The sequence below is a fragment of the Leptolyngbya sp. CCNP1308 genome (genome assembly GCF_034932455.1).
Lineage (GTDB): Bacteria > Cyanobacteriota > Cyanobacteriia > Phormidesmidales > Phormidesmidaceae > Nodosilinea.
Genome location: NZ_JAYGIH010000107.1, coordinates 52587 through 69788 on the forward strand (window position 1 = coordinate 52587; position 17202 = coordinate 69788).

Annotated in this window: 16 protein-coding genes, 1 pseudogene and 1 riboswitch; of the genes and pseudogenes, 7 read left to right on the plus strand and 10 right to left on the minus strand. The window is 56.6% G+C overall.

The window, feature by feature from the left end:
* Window positions 1–17: 17 nt before the first annotated feature.
* The 5 genes and pseudogenes from VB780_RS27400 to VB780_RS27420 form a co-directional block, all read right to left on the minus strand.
* On the minus strand, window positions 18–296 hold the full coding sequence (locus VB780_RS27400; RefSeq protein ID WP_323354363.1) for a hypothetical protein: 279 nt from the start codon (window positions 294–296) through the stop codon (window positions 18–20).
* A gap of 373 nt (window positions 297–669) precedes the next feature.
* A pseudogene (locus VB780_RS27405) lies at window positions 670–1850 on the minus strand (IS3 family transposase).
* 57 nt (window positions 1851–1907) lie between these two features.
* On the minus strand, window positions 1908–2276 hold the full coding sequence (locus VB780_RS27410; protein WP_323354364.1) for a hypothetical protein: 369 nt from the start codon (window positions 2274–2276) through the stop codon (window positions 1908–1910).
* A 234-nt stretch (window positions 2277–2510) separates the two neighbouring features.
* Complete coding sequence (locus VB780_RS27415; RefSeq protein ID WP_323354365.1) at window positions 2511–5789, minus strand: COR domain-containing protein; 3279 nt, start codon at window positions 5787–5789, stop codon at window positions 2511–2513.
* A 247-nt stretch (window positions 5790–6036) separates the two neighbouring features.
* Complete coding sequence (locus VB780_RS27420) at window positions 6037–6240, minus strand: hypothetical protein (RefSeq protein WP_323354366.1); 204 nt, start codon at window positions 6238–6240, stop codon at window positions 6037–6039.
* Between the two features lie 562 nt (window positions 6241–6802).
* On the opposite strand from VB780_RS27420, the gene VB780_RS27425 reads away from it, so the two are divergent.
* The gene (locus tag VB780_RS27425; protein WP_323354367.1) at window positions 6803–7297 is read left to right on the plus strand and encodes an ureidoglycolate lyase; all 495 of its coding nucleotides are present in this window, start codon (window positions 6803–6805) and stop codon (window positions 7295–7297) included.
* A gap of 80 nt (window positions 7298–7377) precedes the next feature.
* Here the strand turns inward: VB780_RS27425 and VB780_RS27430 are convergent, their stop codons facing one another.
* From VB780_RS27430 to VB780_RS27440, 3 genes are all read right to left on the minus strand, one after another.
* Window positions 7378–7782: a DUF1636 domain-containing protein gene (locus tag VB780_RS27430; protein WP_323354368.1), complete on the minus strand. Its 405-nt coding sequence runs from the start codon at window positions 7780–7782 to the stop codon at window positions 7378–7380.
* A 71-nt stretch (window positions 7783–7853) separates the two neighbouring features.
* Window positions 7854–8291: a hypothetical protein gene (locus tag VB780_RS27435; protein ID WP_323354369.1), complete on the minus strand. Its 438-nt coding sequence runs from the start codon at window positions 8289–8291 to the stop codon at window positions 7854–7856.
* A gap of 105 nt (window positions 8292–8396) precedes the next feature.
* Window positions 8397–8601: riboswitch (cobalamin riboswitch) on the minus strand.
* 64 nt (window positions 8602–8665) lie between these two features.
* A complete protein-coding gene (locus VB780_RS27440; RefSeq protein WP_323354370.1) occupies window positions 8666–8983 on the minus strand; it encodes a hypothetical protein in 318 nt (105 codons plus the stop codon).
* 239 nt (window positions 8984–9222) lie between these two features.
* Between VB780_RS27440 and VB780_RS27445 the strand changes: the two genes are divergently transcribed.
* The 4 genes from VB780_RS27445 to VB780_RS27460 all read left to right on the plus strand — a co-directional run bounded on the left by VB780_RS27445 (window position 9223) and on the right by VB780_RS27460 (window position 13129).
* Window positions 9223–10554 (plus strand): aminopeptidase P family protein, encoded by a 1332-nt coding sequence (locus VB780_RS27445; protein ID WP_323354371.1) that lies wholly within the window; start codon window positions 9223–9225, stop codon window positions 10552–10554.
* A gap of 124 nt (window positions 10555–10678) precedes the next feature.
* A complete protein-coding gene (locus VB780_RS27450) occupies window positions 10679–11440 on the plus strand; it encodes a response regulator transcription factor (RefSeq protein ID WP_323354372.1) in 762 nt (253 codons plus the stop codon).
* A 206-nt stretch (window positions 11441–11646) separates the two neighbouring features.
* Complete coding sequence (locus tag VB780_RS27455; protein WP_323354373.1) at window positions 11647–12333, plus strand: response regulator transcription factor; 687 nt, start codon at window positions 11647–11649, stop codon at window positions 12331–12333.
* Between the two features lie 88 nt (window positions 12334–12421).
* Window positions 12422–13129, plus strand: coding sequence for a hypothetical protein (locus VB780_RS27460; RefSeq protein WP_323354374.1), 708 nt, complete (start codon window positions 12422–12424; stop codon window positions 13127–13129).
* On the opposite strand, the gene VB780_RS27465 is transcribed toward VB780_RS27460, so the two are convergent.
* Both VB780_RS27465 and VB780_RS27470 read right to left on the minus strand, forming a co-directional pair.
* Window positions 13126–13935 (minus strand): peptidoglycan recognition family protein, encoded by an 810-nt coding sequence (locus tag VB780_RS27465; RefSeq protein ID WP_323354375.1) that lies wholly within the window; start codon window positions 13933–13935, stop codon window positions 13126–13128. The genes VB780_RS27460 and VB780_RS27465 overlap by 4 nt on opposite strands.
* 157 nt (window positions 13936–14092) lie before the next feature.
* Window positions 14093–14539, minus strand: a complete 447-nt coding sequence (locus VB780_RS27470; protein ID WP_323354376.1) for a T3SS (YopN, CesT) and YbjN peptide-binding chaperone 1 — start codon at window positions 14537–14539, stop codon at window positions 14093–14095.
* A gap of 369 nt (window positions 14540–14908) precedes the next feature.
* Here VB780_RS27470 and VB780_RS27475 point away from each other — a divergent pair, with 369 nt between their 5' ends.
* Together VB780_RS27475 and VB780_RS27480 are read left to right on the plus strand one after the other, a co-directional pair.
* Window positions 14909–15736, plus strand: coding sequence for an HAD-IIB family hydrolase (locus VB780_RS27475; protein WP_323354377.1), 828 nt, complete (start codon window positions 14909–14911; stop codon window positions 15734–15736).
* A 186-nt stretch (window positions 15737–15922) separates the two neighbouring features.
* Entirely contained in the window at window positions 15923–17125 is a 1203-nt protein-coding gene (locus VB780_RS27480; RefSeq protein ID WP_323354378.1) for a glycosyltransferase family 2 protein, read from the plus strand.
* The last annotated feature ends 77 nt before the right edge of the window (window positions 17126–17202 follow it).

A 17202-nucleotide genomic window follows, 5' to 3' on the forward strand; every position in this document is an offset into this window, starting at 1 on the left:
GCCGCCGCTCGGTCAAACTAGCTGCGGTTGCCTCGACTGATGCACTCCATACAGATGTGGAACAGGGCGATAACCAAGACGACCTCAACGACAATTTGCAGCGTGGCGGGGGCAGAGATTAGCCCGGCTAGCACCAGCCCACAGCCAACTATGAGGGTGACGATGAGAAACACCTCGTCGTCAAACAGCCTGAGCCCCGACCAAAGAATGCCAAAGCCCAGAATCCAGAAGATCAAGTAGGTGTTCATTCCCGTTGCGTTGCGAGTCGCAGCACTGCGCAGTGGAGAAACGACCATATTACGCCTTTCAGCGGCTGGCCTGCTTTCCCCTCGTTTCCCCTCGTTCCCATGCTCCGCGTGGGAATGCCGCCCCGGGCGCTCCTGCGCCCCAGACTCAGGGACGCTGGAGCGTCTGGGGTTACGTCTCGACGCTTTAGCGTCGGGACGATGATGCGATGAGGGGCGGCCTTAGCACCAGGGGTCAATGGCGATCATGCCGGGTTCACCGAGATAGTTGCGCGCGCTGGAGTAACGCCAATGCTCGGGACTGTCTACGTAACCTCGCTTGACCGGATTGTTATTTATGTACTCTAGCTTTTGTCGCATCACGGCCTCGCTGAACACCAACTCCGCATATACTGATCTTGACTCAAGAAAGTGGACAGGTAGTTTAGGCTGCACTCAGGCTATTCAAAGAGCACCAATAGTTTTCTTCAAACTGCACTGGGGACAGATATCCAAGAGTTGAGTGCAACCGTTGTCGGTTATAGAAGACCTCAATCCATTCAGCAATAACGGTGCGGGCAACCGTTCGAGTAGAGAAGATCCTAGGATGAATCACCTCGGTTTTGAGGGTGCCAAAAAAGCTTTCAGCCACCGCATTATCCCAACAATTGCCTCGACGGCTCATGCTGACCCTTATCGTAGCCTGCTGAAGCGCCGCCTGGTACTCTCCACTGGCATATTGAGAGCCTCGGTCAGAATGGAACAGCAGACCCGATGGAGCCGGTTGGCGTTGCCCTAGGGCCGCCTCTAAGGCCGTCAACACGACCTCTGTGCGCATATGCTCGGCCATCGACCATCCCACGACCCGTCGAGAAAATAGATCGATGATGACCGCCAGATACAGTCAGCCTTCGCTCGTCCAAATGTAGGTCATGTCAGCCACCCATACCCGGTCAGGTTCTGTCGTCGTAAAGTCTCTGTCCAAGTGGTTCTCAGCGATGGGCCAGGCATGCTTAGAGTCAGTCGTCACCTGGAATTTACGCCGAGTCCGAGCGCTGATGCCGAGTTTGGACATTAATCGCACCACCCGTTGACGGCTGACGCTCCAGCCTTGAGCTACCAGGGCCGCCTGAATCCGAGGGGACCCATAGCTTTGGCGACTGGTGTCATAAATGCGTTGAATTTGGTCAGACAAGAGCTCATTCTCCTGGGTTCTACGGGAAGCGAGGCGGTTGCACCAGGCGTAATAGCCACTCCTGGACTGCTTCAGGACTCGGCACATCAGAGCAATCGGAAAATTCACCTTCTCCCTCTGGATTAACTCATAGGATCTGAGCTTTCCTGAGCAAAGAAGGTCGCGGCTTTTTTTAAGAAATCACGCTCCATACGAACTCGTTTTAGGTCTCGACGCAGTGTAGTTAATTCTTGACGTTCAGCAGAGGTCAATGAACCTCCGGTATCACCAGAGCGATCAATTCGGGCTTGCTTCACCCACTTGCGCAACGCACTTTCGGTCAAACCCATTTCTTGAGCCACCTGGCTGACTGGTTTACCTGATTGGCCCACAATGCGAACAGCCTCTGCTTTTTGTTCGTCTGTAAATGTCCTTCGCGGTTTTTGGGTCATCTGAACATTCTCCTTCGGTATCGACTCTTCGAGAATGTCCACTTTTTCGAGGTAAGGTCATACACCTTCTTGCCAGAACTGGTGATCGCGATCGCGCTTATGGGCGGGCTTAGCCTCATGCAGTCGCTTCAGAATGGTGGTGGCGCGATGGCAGGTTAAAAGCTCGATGAGTTTAACCGCTGTGAAGGACTTGAAGCTGACCATACATTTATCTAGCCGCGGGGCTTGGGCAACCAAGTGCAAATGGTTTTCTAGCACGACGTAGCCATATAGCCTGAAGTCGCTGTGCTCTCGCAGATAAGCCCAACTGTTTAGAAGTATTTCTACGGCTTCGGGGCGAGTGAAGACTGGCAGCCACTCGACTACGGTGCAGGTCAAAAAGTGGGGAGCATCAGGCTCGGTGATGACGTAGCGGCTGCGACCCATGGGCGTGTTCTGTCTCGACTCTTCTATCGTTCCCAAGCTCTGCGTGGGAACGCCGCTCTTGGCGCTCCTGCGCCCCGGGCTTAGGCGACGCTGGAGCGTCGGGACGAGGGGGTGAGGGGTGGGTTAGGCAACGTGGGCGGGGTCGAAGAGCCAGTGGTCGCCGACGATGGCCTCTAGTCGCTGGCTGAGCTGGGGGAGAAACACCTGGGGGTCGTTGAGCTACTGCTGGGTAAGCTAGTTTGACGGCGTGTTCTTTTCAGGCTTTTCTCCAGAGACACCCCACTTTAAACGATTCAGTGCTGCCTGATCTTGGTCTGAGTCAAAGGAAACAGTGCTAAATCGCTTTAAGAAAACTAGCTCATCGGGGATCTTTTCGACTCCAGGTAGGAGTACTGGAATGACTGGGATATCTCGCTCAACGCATTCGGCAATAAAGGATTCTTGCTCAACTTTTTGCCAGGGGCCAAGCCCTTGTGGCCCCAAAAAAATAGCAGCGGTCTTGATCTGCCGAATCATTCGCTGAATTTCGTCATGAAAATTCCTGCCGGGGGCGACTTCTTCTTCGTCGAGCCAGGGTTGCAGGCCTATGGCTCGGAGCTGTCGATAAACCTGCCGTACAAAGGGCTTGTCTTTGCTGTTATGGGCGAGAAAGACGTCATAGAACTGGTTCTCAGGATAGTACTCGGTGTGTTTTTGCTTGAGGAGATCGAAGGTATCTTGAATACCTTGCTTTCCGAAATTAGCCGGTAGCTTGCCTGGAGCGAAACGGTCTTCAAGACCAGCGACAAGTTCGATAGTGGGGATGACGGCGGTGAGACTGCGGATGGGTATGTCAATGGCACTCTTTTCGCAGGCGACTTCGGTGCGACCTTTGGCGAGGAAGCGATCAAGGGTTTGCAGGCGAAAGTAGTGGGGGTCTGTGTCTTCAAGGCACTCTTCGCAGTTGCAGGGAATTTTTTTATTAACTTTGATCTTCTCAAAGGGGGCGTTGATCTGGTCGATTTCATTGGCGATGATGCTGAGCAGCTCTTTGTTGTGGACGCCGGAAACGCGGAGGCTGATTTCGCCTTTGTAGGGGCGATAGGTTTCGATCACTTCGGCGCGGGCACGACCGTTGGTGAGCACCACGCCGCTGCGCCAGACGAGTTGCTGCTGCTCAATCCAGCGGTAGAGGCGAACAATGAGCTGGGTAAGGATGCCCTTGGGCATGAAGTCGTATTCGTAGCGCAGGGTGAGGGTGTTGGTACTGCCCCAGTCGTAGGGGGGTGGCTCAAATTCGAGTAGCTGGGGGGCGATGTAGGCATCGGGTAGGCCAGGGATGGGGTAGCAGAGGTTGAAGTTTTCCATCAGCTGCAAGAGTTCGTCCCCGAGGTTGGCGTAGTTGGCCTTGGCCCAAATGGTTTCGGCATCGGTGCGGGTGAAGAGACCTTTAGCAGCAGCGACGGTGTCGTTTTTGACGATTGCGTAGACAGCGTTGGTGGCCCACTCGGGGCGCAGGATGACCATTTGCTTGAGGACACGGTCTTTTTGAAAGTGCAGGCAGATGCCGAGCTTGTGGAGAAAATCACTGATGCGGAGCATTTCGTCGCGGTCTGTTACCCCATTGCGCTCGCAAAGAGCGAAGTAGTCGCGCTGATCGATATAGTTGCGGGCGTCATTTTCCAGCGCGTAGCGGACGCGGACCCAGGGTTTGGGCAGGGGGGTGCCGACAAACTCTAGCTGTGTGATATATTCACGAATCGCCTCTTTGATCTCTGGCAAGCCGCGATTATGCAGATTGGTAGCAAGGAACCTTTTGATATGGGGAAACTCACTGCTTAACTGCCTTTCGTTGACATTGCAGGGTCGATCGCCCTTTTCATTCTTGATTAACAGCACGGGACTATCGCCACCGAATAGCTCGATGGAGTTGAGCCAGTAGGGAAAGTCGGTATTTTCTTTGCGGGTGTCGGCAACGAGGGCATAGAGGGATCGCTCGGTGAGAAAGAACTGGTGGGTTTGATGGTAGATTTCCTGACCGCCAAAGTCCCATAGGTTGACACGAAACTCTTGCCCACTGTCGAGGGGGAAGCGCCACTGAATCACATCAATGCCGTGGGTCGACTCTTCTTCAAGATTCAGTTCGTAATTAGGATCTTGAATCTTTTTAGCGAGTGAAGTTTTGCCCGCGCCGCCTTCGCCAACGATAAGAAATTTGGCTTCGTAGAGGCGATCAATCGCGGTAGGGTCTTGGGTGGCGAAGTAGAAATCTAGAATGGCACTTACATAACCCACATCCCCTTTTTCTCTATCCTCCAGTATTTCAGGAGCAATAGGAAGAGGGTTGCCTCGAAGATCAAGTTTAGTGAGTTTTGAAAGCTGCCTGATTTCTGGCGCTAATTCACTCAGTTGATTGTTACGCAAGCAAAGACTTTTAAGGTTCGTAATCTGGGCAATCTCCAGTGGCATTTGAACTAGATGGTTTTCGTTTAGCTCAAATATATGAAGCTCAGTAAGCTGTATAATCTCAGGTGGCAAGCCAATCAGATTATTTCCGCTAAGATCAAGCTCGTAGAGATTAGTGAGCTGTCCAATTTCAGAAGGAAGGTTAGCTAATTTATTATAGCTAAGATCAAGCTCGTAGAGATTAGTGAGCTGTCCAATTTCAGAAGGAAGGTTAGCTAATTTATTATAGCTAAGATCAAGCTCGTAGAGATTAGTGAGCTTCCAAATTTCGGAAGGCAGGGTGTTTAATCCAAAGCGGTTCCTAGCTGTTTTGTCATCAAAGTGTCCTTCTGGATAGTGATAACTTGTGACTCCCCTAATAGTCAGACTTCTCCTACCTAATCTCAAAATCCTTAAGTTCTTGAAGCCTCCAATATCTTGTGAAACAGAATTGATCTTATTCCCAGATACGGAAAGCTCCTGAATCTGAGTGAGTTTATATATTGGTTCAGGGATAGATTCAAAAGCATTTGCACTTATGTCTAATTGTAGAAGATTTACGAAATTTATCGTCTCAGGTGGTAACAGACTCAATAGATTGCGGCTAAGGTTGAGCTGCGATAGGTTTTGCAGCTGACCGGTTTCGGGGGGCAGGCTGCTCAGTTGGTTATAGCTGAGGTCGAGCTCTGATAGATTTTGCAGTTGACCAATTTCGGCGGGTAACGCACTCAGTTGGTTCGAGCGGAGGTCAAGCTGCTGCAGATTGGTGAGCTGTCCGATTTCGACAGGCAGCTCACTCAGTTGGTTATAGCTGAGGTCAAGCTGGGTCAGATTGATGAGCTGTCCGATTTCGACGGGCAGCGCACTTAGTTGGTTAAAGCGGAGGTCAAGCTGGGTCAGATTGGTGAACTGTCCAATTTCGGCGGGTAACGCACTCAGTTGGTTATGGCTAAGGTTTAGCTGGGTCAGATTGGTGAGCTGTCCGATTTTGGCGGGCAATTTGGTGAGATCATTGCCTGAGAGGTCAAGTTCTGTCGCCCCATCCGCAGCGGCTTTCTCGATAATCTGCAATAGCTCGTCGTGGGTCATAGGGGTGATAATTCAAAATTTGCTATTCGAGGATGCGACGGACGAGGGGATGGGGCGACATCGACAACGCTGGGCGGTAAACCACTCGGAGGGCGCACAGCAGGAGAAAATCCACAGGGGCTACCGGGGATTATGGCATTACTACAGCAGAGCCAGCCAAATTCGGGAATCGCTTCAATATCTGGCGGGGGGGCACAGAGATGTGCCTATATCAGGCATAGGGCGCAGATAGTTTTTCCAGCTGTTTTCAATCCCAACGGGCGAATTGGCGACAGTCATCAGGCAGGGTGCCCCCTACCAGGCCAACAATCGTGGCGATGGTGATGAGAATGCCCTCCTTGTCGGTTTCACCGTCAACCGTATAGGTTCCAGAAATACCCTCAAGGGCCAAGAGCGCTTCCGTTGCGGCAACGGCATCGGTTCCGGCGATCGCCACCTGAATATCTGCCATAGAAGATTTGTCAAAAGTTTGGTCAATCCTACCAGGCCGATGGGTTACGGTCATCCCAGAATAGCGATCGCGCCCAGGCATCCACGCCCCACATCGCAGCCGACTCCGCCAGGTGCGAACCCAGCTGCCCTTTATGTGAACCCAGCTGCGTAAATGGCGAACCCAGCTGCGTCAGCGGTGAACCCAGCCTCGTCCACGGCGAACCCAGCTGCCTGGGGGCGAGGCCAGCTTCGTGGCGATCGAGGCCAGCTTCGTGAATGGCGAACCCAGCTTCACCGCTGGTGAAGATAGGCCCGCCGTCGGGGTACCCAGCCCCGTTTCTCAGGAAAAGAGGAGCAAGCTAGGCGTGGTTCGGTTGTAGCAAACGACAGTTGGCTGGAATCTATCCATCGAAGAGTCAGCCACGTCGCTTCCTGGGAGGGGCGATCTTCTAGCGCTCAATTGCAGAGGGCATCGAAACTCTAAAAATCGTCAGCGGCCACCAAAATCTGGAGGCATCATTTAAGCATGGCGACAGCCAACCCTAGGCATGCAGCGCTCACACTTCCCGTATCACACACTGATGGCTCCACCCCTCACCCTGCAACAGCTCACAGCGCAGCCCGCTACCTCAGAGAATTTTGCCGCCTTCGGCCAGGTGATTTTCCCCCGTGCCGATGGTGCCGTCTTTGGCCCCAGCGATGCCCAGCTCCAGCTCGATCGCGGCATTCCCCGCTTTTATATAATGACGCTGATGAACAGGGGCACCCGGTTTCGCGCCATCACCCGGCACCAGCGCTGCACCCAGTGCCTAGGGGCGCTGGAGGGCAAAGATTGGTTTATGGCAGTCGCCCCTCCCAGCGCTGCCGACCAGCCCGACCCCAGCCAAATCCGCGCCTTTTACATCCCCGGCAACGGCTTTATCAAGCTAGAGGTAGGCACCTGGCACGCGGGGCCATACTTTTGCCATCCCACGGTGAACTTCTACAATCTGGAGCTGAGCGACACAAATATTACCGACCACCAGACCTGTCTTCTGGCGCAGGACTTCGGGCTAGAGTTTGAAATCGTGGTGTGAGTGTCGTTATTCCCAACCGTTCCCTAAACGGAGCATCTCCACAGGAGCAAGGGACGGCTGGGAATGGCTGAGTTGATGAGTTATCGGGCGATCGCAGCTTCCACCTCCCCAGCTACCAAAGGCGGAAGGACGTAGGCGGTAGCTTTTTTGATGGCGGGCGATCGCAGCCCGTAGGGCACCTTGCCATTCGCTGAGGCAGCGTACTGGCGACAAAACTCCGCCAGGTCGGGGGCCGACTGGCTAGGCGACAGATCGTTGAAAATAAACGTGAGCTTGCCGGGGGCACTGAGGGCGACGTTGCAGGCGCGATCGCAAGCGGCCATACAGCGCACCGGCTGAAGGGCGATTTCGCCCTGGCCGGTTTCGGCTTTTAGGCAGTCGGTGAGCTGGTCGATCAGGTGCTGTCCCCCAGGGGTGTCGCCCGCGCTAGATTCAGCGGCGGGGAATTTGCACAGGGCGCAGACAAATAACGTCGGTTGGGTCATTGGGTTCAAACCATAGGTGAATAGGGTCGCCAGCCAGCCCCGAAGCTTGAGCGGCTGACAACACCGAGAAATTAGGATTTGGGAGTAACGGTAAACTCGGCCTGGCGATTGCCCATTTGGCGAGAGCAATCCGGCGGCGGCACCGCCCAGCCCTTTAAGCAAGAGATATGGGGCTGCGAGTCACCCAGCAGCAGCAGCATGGCGTCCTGCGCCGGGTCGTAGGTGGCGACGGCATTTTCTACCGCTGGTCGCTGATCGGCAGCTAGGTTCAGATCTTGCCAGCAGGTCGCCAGTTCGGCCTGGGGCACAAAGCGGGCGGTGTAGGGCACCGCCGTGCGGCTCCAGTCCACCGTGGCGGTGACGCCGTGGATTTCGCAGACCACCATGCCGTGACCATGCTCAAGAAACCCCTGCCAAGCCAGATGGCCCAGGGGCAGCCAGTATTCTCGAATAAACAGCGGCTGCCAGTCGCCAAAGCAGCCCTGCCAAACCGTATCTTGTACGCGCATGGCCATTACCCTGCGCGGCTAAAAACGGCTAAAAGCTGTGACCCAGAGCGCCAGCGCTCTAGGGCAAACCAAAGACTATTAGTCATCTGCACCTCGCAGATGGATATGAAGTGGGCATCCATCGGCGGGCGTTCTGACTCGGAGAATTTTGGATTTTGGGTTTTAGATTTTGGATACATGTCTATCCAAAATCGCCAATCTAAAATCTAAAATCGCCTCACAGCTGCGGGACAGTGGCAGATTTGCGCTGCGCTTTCCCCGTTTCCTTTAGCGGCTGACCCCCGCTAAAACCGACAGAGCTGCATCCTAACACCTCAGAGGCGAAGCGATCGGCAACAAATCGTTGCGATTTGTAGGGCCATTAGATGGTCAGGCTAATGCCCGTGGGGAGCCTGACGGCGGCGGTAGGCATCCATATAGACCACATTGGCTCCAGCGCGGTAGTCGCCGTGGCCAGCGAGCAACCCCGAGGCTTTGACCTGCTTGGCCAGCGCCACGGTGAGGGTTGAGCCCGCTTCAGGCGGCACCCAGAGCTGTTTGAAGCTGACATTAATCTCAGTGCCTGGTGCCCAGCCTTCCTGGCGTACCCAGCAGCGATCGCGATCGCACCGCACTACTACAAAATCGGGGACATGGTCATCTTGACCTTTGAGGCGAACCCGTGACCCTGGCCGAATCGTTAAGGAAGCCATAGCGCTGCACCTGAAATAGGCTAGCCGTTATAGATCCAACATAGTTCATTTGAACTGAATTTTGAACGGGAAATTCACAAAAAAATAATTTATTGGTTTTATTTTAGGGGATGTTTCTCCGCTTTGGGGTTAACGGCGGGCAACGGAGGGTTAACGCTAGATTTAGATTGTCAATCTTGCCAGCTCTCCAGGGCTGGTGGGCTGTGGCAGACTAAAGAAGTCGTCGGCTTTGGTTGTCTATGCCCCCTCAGACCAACCCGTTACCGCTGGCTGCGGTGCTGCAGCACCGCCGCGATCGCCTAGCTGAGATCTATCCTGGGCCGGTGGTGCTGGAGTCGGGGCGGGCGGTGTCGCGCAACTTTCCGGCCAACACCTATCCCTTTCGGGCCAACAGCCATTTTTTGTATTTTGCGGGGCTGCCCCTGGCCAACGCCGCCATCCATCTCGCCGGGGGGCGGCTGACGCTGTTTATGGATGACACCTCCCCCGAAGCCGCCCTGTGGCACGGGCCGAGCCCTAGCCGAGATGCGATCGCCGCTGAAATCGGGGCTGACGCCGCCTATCCTTACCAAGATTTAGAGGCCAAACGGGCTGAAGCGGCAACGTTGCCCCGCCAAGCTGCCGCCAATCCAGAGCCGAGCCAATCCCTGATTGAAGCCCTCGTGACCCTGCGGCTGCACCACGACGATTACGCCCTCGACCAAATCAGACAAGCGGCGGCGGTTTCTGTGGCTGCCCACAAAGCCGGTATGGCTGCCACCCAAGGGGCCACCACCGAAGCTCAGGTGCGGGCCGCCATGGAGCAGGTGATCATCGGTCAGGGCATGGCCTGCGCCTACAACAGTATTGTCACCGTTCACGGCGAAGTGCTGCACAACGAGCAATACCACCACGGCCTGGCTCCGGGCGATCTATTGCTGGCCGATGTGGGAGCCGAAGCGGCGAGCGGCTGGGCCTCCGATATCACCCGTACCTGGCCGGTGTCAGGACAATTCACCTCTGCCCAGCGGGATATATACGACCTAGTGTTGGCTGCCCACGATGCCTGCATTGCCGTCGCCCGCCCTGGGGTCGAGTACCGAGATCTACACCTGCTGGCCTGTCGTACCCTGGCAGCGGGGCTAGTCGATCTAGGAGTCCTGAAGGGAGATCCTGACATCTTGGTTGAGCGCGATGTGCATGCCCTGTTCTTTCCCCACGGGGTGGGGCACCTGCTGGGGCTAGATGTCCACGACATGGAAGATTTAGGGGATGTGGCGGGCTATGCGACGGGGCGATCGCGCAGCGATCGCTTTGGGCTGAAGTTTCTCCGTCTCGATCGTCCCCTGGCGGTCAACATGGTGGTCACCATTGAGCCCGGCTTTTACCAGGTGCCCGGCATTTTAGGCCCGGCGCGGCAGTCGGGCCAGTACGACGACGCCATCAGCTGGAGCCGCCTGGAGGAGTTTCAAGGGGTGCGCGGCATTCGCATTGAAAACGATGTGGAGATTACCCCAACGGGTTGCACCGTTCTGACCGATGCTCTACCCACCCATGCTGACGCTATAGAAGCGCTGGTGAGCGGGCGGTAAGCAACTTTCCGTCCCCATTCAAGCCCCAATTGAAGTTGGAGTTTACAAAGTCTTAGCTTTTGTCAGGCAGTTCACCCTTCTGGGGGCTGATATGATTTCAGTGAGCAGTTTTTAACCGTTCCCTATGGATTCTGTAGATCTCGCACCCCAGGCTCAGCCAAACCTACGGGTTGGCCTAGGGCGGGTACTCATCGTCGAAGACGAAGAACTGATTCGAGAAACGGTAGCCCTGGGGCTGGCCGAAGAAGGGTTTGATATTCTCGTCGCCGAAGACGGTCTGACGGCCCTCGACATGCTGGGGGGCACTTCGGCGTCGAGTCGCACCAATCGGCCCGAGGTCAATCTCGTGGTGCTCGATCTCATGCTGCCGGGCATGAACGGACTCGACCTCTGCCGACTGCTGCGCCACCAGGGCATCGATGTGCCCATTCTGGTGCTGAGCGCCAAGGGCACCGAAACCGACCGCGTGGTGGGGCTTGAAATTGGCGCGGACGACTATCTGACCAAGCCCTTTGGCATGCGCGAGCTGGTGGCTCGATGCCGAGCGCTGCTGCGACGCCAGCGGGGCAAAACCAACGCTGAGAAAGACAACGTGCTCCGGTTTGAAGACATCACCCTCCATCCCCAAGAGTGCCGCGTCTTTCTTAGGGGCGAAGAAGTCAATCTCTCCCCCAAAGAGTTTCGGATTCTGGAACTGTTTATGAGCCAGCCCCGCCGGGTGTGGTCGCGCGACCAGATTATCGACCAGGTCTGGGGGCATGATTTTATGGGCGACAACAAAACCGTAGATGTCCACATTCGCTGGATTCGTGAAAAGCTTGAGGTAGAACCCAGCCATCCCCACTACCTCAAAACCGTGCGGGGCTTTGGCTATCGTTTGGGATAGAACGCTTGACGAAAGGTGTCTGCGGGGTTGTTAACAGTTGCGGAGTATTTACTTCACAGGACTTTAACTTCAGCAACAAATAAACCTGGTTCTTGATTTCTCGTTTAGGCTTAGGGGGTAGGGGCTTCATCTCGGCTGCGTGGCTAGCGTTATAGCCGTAGGCCGCGAGGGTTCCCCACCAACAGCCTTAGACCTGGTAGAACGCTATGCCGCTCACCATCTTAATCGCGGAAGACGACGAGGGTACTCGTCTTTCGCTGTGCGACTACCTTGAGCTTGAAGGCTACTCTGTGCTGATGGCCAGCCATGGTGAAATGGCACTGCGTCAGGTGTTTAGCCATCAGCCGCAGCTGATTATTACTGACATCGGTATGCCCGGCCTCGACGGCTTTAGCCTGGTGCAAAAAGTGCGGCAGTACCCTGCCTTCCGGCTGCTGCCAGTGATTTTTCTCACGGCTCACAACCAGACCCAAGACCGCATTCGGGGCTATCAGCTGGGCTGCGATCTATATTTACCGAAACCCTTCGAGCTGCGAGAGTTGGGGGCGATCGTGAGAAATTTGCTGGAGCGATCGCAGCTAATTCAGTCGGCTTGGATTCAGCAGGTGGCCCTTAACACGGCCCAGCAGCGCGCCCTGCAAACCAGCGACGTCAGCGAAGAGATCATGCCCTGGACCCCCGACCCCGCCGATCTGGTGGCTGACTTCACCGCCCGTGAGCAGGATGTGCTCACGCTGCTGTCAGACGGGCTGTCGAATGCTCAAATCGGCGATCGCCTATTCTTGAGCCCCCGCACCGTCGAGAAGTACGTCAGCAGTCTGCTGCGCAAAACCGAGACCAGCAACCGTTCAGAGCTGTTGCGGTTTGCCATTAGCCACCATCTGGTACCCTAGGCCTCAAGCCGTCCGGACAGCCACGCCTGCTCCTGATTGGAGAAATAGCCTGCTAGCAGACTAAGGCCGCTCGACTCAGTGAACCACCATGGCGCGATTGTGGATAACAACAGTAATTTTGGGGCTGGCCCTAGCACCGCTAACTGCCTGCCAACCCCCGGATGCCCAGCGGCCTGAAGCCCAGCCCTCGGATCCTCTGACGACCACTGACCCAACCTCTCCCCCAGCGCCCAATACACCCGGTAAAGATGCCGATGGGCTAGTCATCCCCGGCCAGCGGGTGGGCCCTGTGACCGCTCAAACGAGCCGCGCCGATTTAGTCGAGCTCTATGGCGAGGCCGCCCTAGACGATCGCCCCATTTTTCTGGGGGAAGGCACTACAGAATTGGGCACTGTGGTCAACGCCGACTCTGACCAGCAGTTTGCCGTGGTCTGGGACGATGCCGCCCAAACGCGACCCCGGCTGATCAAAGACTTCGGCCCGGCCTGGCAGATCCCTGAGGGGCTCGGGGTAGGCGCGCCCTACGCGGCGGTCGAAGCCGCCCTCGGTAACTTTGAATTCTACGGCTTTGCCTGGGACTACGGCGGCACCATTGTGCTTGATGGCACTGGGCTATCTCAGTACGATGGCGAACTGTGGCTGCGTCTGGCCCCTTCGGACGAGGCCGTGGCCGCCCATCTTGACGCCTACCATGCGGTCATGGGCGACGAACTGTTTGTCAACACCAACCCCAACTTAGCCGTGCTCGATCTGTCGGTGTATGAAATGGTAGTGGCCATCAAACCAGAGCCCTAGCCCGCCAGGCTGCTGCGGTTCGGGTAGCGGCGCAGCTGACCAAAGAAGCTAGAGGAATTGAAGCTGCGTGGATCCATGCGGTTGCCGGAGCGATCGACCGCCTGGTGGGTGGTAATGCGGTTATCGGGAATCGTGGTCTGAGCCAGCAGCCAGGCCAGGGAATTGTACTGGGCCTGGGTATAGCCGCTGTGGCTGCGACGGTTGTTGAAGCCATCGCCGGGGGTCTCTAGGGAGACGTGGTAGGCAAAATTGTTGACCGAGGGGGGAAACGCGGCATTGGTGCGCACGGTCTCGGGCCCGTTGGGGCCGTTAAACACCGAGTTGCCGGCCCCGAAGGCCCGTTTTTCGGGGGGGACAATATAGTACACCGTGCCATCGCGGCCAATCAGAGCGTGGTAGCTGACCTGGTCTTGATCGCGAGGGTGCCGCGTGCGGAATAGGTTGAGGGCGCTCTGGGCTGAGCCTACGGTTTCGTGCAGTACGGCGATAAAGTCGTTGCGCACCACCTGGCCATTGACGTCGGTGAGAAAGCGATCGCCGTAGTTAGTCGGGTCGGCCAGGGCGGTCACCTGGCGCGGCGGAGCCGCCTGGGCCAGATCCAGCTCGGGGGCAGCAAAATCCGTCGGGCCGGGCTGATCGGCTTTAAGCGGCTGTAGTGCTGTCGCCGCCGTCGTTTGCATGGGCGGCAGCCCCCTGACGGTGAGCATCGGCTCTAGGGGGCCTGCCGCACGGGCCGAACCGAAACTCAGGCTCAGCAGCGCCATGAGCACCCCTGCTAACCCTATCCAAATCCAGCGACGAACCACGGCAACTTCCCCAGGTGCATTGTCAAGCTATAGCCATCGATAGAACCGTTGCAAGGGCCGGTGTCCTAAGCGCCATAGCCATCGCTATATTTTGTAGCGCGAAATAGGCTGAATGAACGCTTATTCTGCTACGAAACACATAAACCACCCAAACATGTTAAGAGGCCCAGCGATCGAGGGCCCGTTGCCCACCCCAGCGGGCCACAATTTCGTCGTCGTAGCTGTCGGCAATGCGAATGACGGTGGCAACCGAGTGGTTGAGATCGAGGCGATCGCAGGTTTCACCCACCAGACTGTGCTCGAACACAATGTCATCCTCGGCGTCGTAGGCAAAGCGGCCAAAGTAGATGCCGTTGTTTTCCCGCAGCAGGTAGTAACTGAGTTCGGGGGTCAGATCAATCGCTGTCACCACGTAGGCCCGCGTGGTAATTAGGGTTTCATCGTCGTGCCAGGGCACTACCCGAGTCGAGGCCACCGCCGACCCCAAATTCACGATAAAGAGGGGTTCATCCTCAAATACCACCAGCGCTTCGCCAAACAGTTCATGCATCCAGGGCAAAATTCGATGGTAAACCGCCTCTTGTCCAGGGGTCTTAAACTCCATACAACCCTCGTAGAGGTACAAACAGAAAAGCCTTAGCCGTAAACTAAAGCTTTAACAGATTAGCCCTAGAACGGACTTAAGTAAAAGCGGTAGCCCCACTGTCCTATGCTGGCTTCAACGTCGGCTCGGGCGGAGGGCAAAGGGGCTAGTCAGCCTTCTCGGCAGTGGGTAAAAATGTTGGCAACTTCGGCGGTTTAGACCAGTCGCATCGGGCGGCAGGCTTTCCCAGAGCCCGCACTCAGGTCGTTGGGGAACCCAGAGGGCGATCGCAGCTGACATCCAGTATCTAACGGGGGCTAAGCGCGACCCTTACGGTAGGCTTTGGATAGGCTTTCTGCCCCCTTCATAAGGCTTACCTCATTCTTCCCTATGGCCTGCATTATTTTCACCGACCTCGACGGCACCCTGCTCAACGGCGAAACCTACGCCTACCATGCCGCCTTGCCCACCCTAGCTAAGCTCACCGAACAGGGGATTCCGGTGGTGCCAGTCACCAGCAAAACCCGCCAGGAGGTGGCCCAACTGCGCCAGGATATCGGGCTGCGCGATCCCTTTGTGGTGGAAAACGGCAGCGCTATCTACATTCCTACCGACCAAACGCGCTTCGCTCTGCCACCGGGCGACGACGTAGACGGCTACCGAATCCTACCGCTGGGCTGCAACTACGTCACCGCTCGCGCCGGGCTGAAGGCGATCGCCCAAGATCTGGGCCGTCCCCTCAAAGGTTTTGGCGACTGGAGCGTCGATCAGGTCATGCAGCTCACCGGTCTATCCCCCGAAGAGGCCAAGCAGGCTAAGACGCGGGAGTTTACTGAACCCTTTATGACCCCCAAAAATGTGCCCGCCGACCAGCTGCGCGAGGCCGTAGAGGCCATGGGGTTTCGGGTGGTAATTGGCGATCGCTTCTCCCACCTAATTGGGGCCGGGGCGGGCAAGGGCCGCGCGGTGCATCAACTGGTGCAGCTCTACCAGGTCGGCAATCCTGAGGCCCCCACCATCACCACCATCGGGTTGGGCAACAGCCCCAACGACCTCGATATGTTAGAGAATGTCGATTACCCCATTGTGCTGCCCGGTGCCCATGGCCCCCATCCCCAGCTGGCCGACCGCAGTTGGCCGGTTGCTCCGGCGGCGGCACCCGAGGGGTGGGCGCAGGCCGTAGAGGCGGCTCTAGCCAAAGTTATTCCGCAACGATAGGTCACGGCTAGTTCAGACTACACAGGTTTTTGAAGCTCCTGTAAACCCGATAGAACGAAGTTCATGGCCCGATCAGGTTTCGCTAGGGTACCTAAGCACGCGTTAGCGCTAGTCTGGAGCGACAGCCCGGCCTAGCAATCTGGGCAACCTAGAACAATCACTAAGTCAGAACACAGTTGGGTAGATATGAATGCAAGTCTAGGCAGCCTGATCACGATATTGCTGGCGGTTTTGCCGCTGCTGCTGCTGACCACCTCAGCTTTTTTAGCCCTCGAATGCCTGGTAGCCCTGGGGGGCAGCAAAGCTGCCTTTGCCCCTGCTTCTCTACCGGACGATCTCTCTCTGGCGGTGCTGGTGCCCGCCCACAACGAAGCCGAAGGGATTGCCACCACTCTGGCCACTATTCTGCCCCAGATGCGCCCCAGCGATCGCCTGGTAGTTATCGCTGACAACTGCACCGACACCACCGTCGCTGCCGCCCGGCAAGCCGGAGCCACCGTGATTGAGCGCCACAACCTCACCCAGCGGGGCAAGGGCTATGCCCTTGATTTTGGTCTGCGCCATCTCATGGCCGATCCGCCCGACGTGGTGGTTTTTATCGACGCCGACTGTGACCTACAGCCCCACAGCCTAGCCGCCCTGGCCCTCCAGGCTCAGCACACCCAGAGCCCAGCCCAAGCCGTTTATTTGATGGAAAAGCCCCCCAGCCCTGGGCTAAAGGACGGCATTTCAGCCTTCGCCTTTAAGGTAAAAAATTGGGTGCGGCCTCTCGGGCTATATCGTCTGGGGCAGCCCTGCCTGCTGACCGGCACTGGCATTGCTCTCCCCTGGGAGGCCGCCACCGCCGTCACCATCGCTAGCGGCCACATCGTCGAAGACATGAAGCTGGGCCTCGATTTGGCCCTGGTAGGCTATGCCCCCCGGTTTTGCCCAAGTGCCTGGGTTACCAGCCGCCTCCCCAGCGGCAGTCAGGCTGCCACCACCCAGCGCACTCGCTGGGAGCATGGGCATCTCCAGATGTTGACCGAGTACGTGCCTAAGCTGCTGGGTCAGTCCCTGCGGCAGGGGCGTCTTGGCATACTCGTTCTGGCCCTAGAGCTAGCGGTGCTGCCAATTTCGCTGCAAGTTATGGTCACTCTGGCGATCGCAGCGCTTTCCCTAGGTATTGCCCTGGCCGGGCTCAGCTGGCTGCCCGCCTGCCTGGCCCTGGGGGCTGTGCTAGCTCTGGTCTTTGCCGTCACCCTCGCCTGGATTGGCTACGGGCGCAGCGATCTCTCCCTCACCGATCTGTTGACAATTCCCCTCTACGTACTCAACAAAATTCCTCTGTACTTCAAGTTTTTAGTCAAACCTGAGAAAAGCTGGGTGCGTACTGAGCGCGATGGGTAAGCCTAAACTTGCTTCACGTTTGGTAACGGCTTTCCCGGGTCTCCTCATAAAATTGCCGAAAAATAGCGCTCCATTTC

Coding starts and splice junctions, on each gene's coding strand:
- VB780_RS27400 (WP_323354363.1), bottom strand. CDS start 296: ATGGTCGTTTCTCCACTGCGCAGTGCTGCGACTCGCAACGCAACGGGA.
- VB780_RS27410 (WP_323354364.1), bottom strand. CDS start 2,276: ATGGGTCGCAGCCGCTACGTCATCACCGAGCCTGATGCTCCCCACTTT.
- VB780_RS27415 (WP_323354365.1), bottom strand. CDS start 5,789: ATGACCCACGACGAGCTATTGCAGATTATCGAGAAAGCCGCTGCGGAT.
- VB780_RS27420 (WP_323354366.1), bottom strand. CDS start 6,240: ATGGCAGATATTCAGGTGGCGATCGCCGGAACCGATGCCGTTGCCGCA.
- VB780_RS27425 (WP_323354367.1), top strand. CDS start 6,803: ATGGCTCCACCCCTCACCCTGCAACAGCTCACAGCGCAGCCCGCTACC.
- VB780_RS27430 (WP_323354368.1), bottom strand. CDS start 7,782: ATGACCCAACCGACGTTATTTGTCTGCGCCCTGTGCAAATTCCCCGCC.
- VB780_RS27435 (WP_323354369.1), bottom strand. CDS start 8,291: ATGCGCGTACAAGATACGGTTTGGCAGGGCTGCTTTGGCGACTGGCAG.
- VB780_RS27440 (WP_323354370.1), bottom strand. CDS start 8,983: ATGGCTTCCTTAACGATTCGGCCAGGGTCACGGGTTCGCCTCAAAGGT.
- VB780_RS27445 (WP_323354371.1), top strand. CDS start 9,223: ATGCCCCCTCAGACCAACCCGTTACCGCTGGCTGCGGTGCTGCAGCAC.
- VB780_RS27450 (WP_323354372.1), top strand. CDS start 10,679: ATGGATTCTGTAGATCTCGCACCCCAGGCTCAGCCAAACCTACGGGTT.
- VB780_RS27455 (WP_323354373.1), top strand. CDS start 11,647: ATGCCGCTCACCATCTTAATCGCGGAAGACGACGAGGGTACTCGTCTT.
- VB780_RS27460 (WP_323354374.1), top strand. CDS start 12,422: ATGGCGCGATTGTGGATAACAACAGTAATTTTGGGGCTGGCCCTAGCA.
- VB780_RS27470 (WP_323354376.1), bottom strand. CDS start 14,539: ATGGAGTTTAAGACCCCTGGACAAGAGGCGGTTTACCATCGAATTTTG.
- VB780_RS27475 (WP_323354377.1), top strand. CDS start 14,909: ATGGCCTGCATTATTTTCACCGACCTCGACGGCACCCTGCTCAACGGC.
- VB780_RS27480 (WP_323354378.1), top strand. CDS start 15,923: ATGAATGCAAGTCTAGGCAGCCTGATCACGATATTGCTGGCGGTTTTG.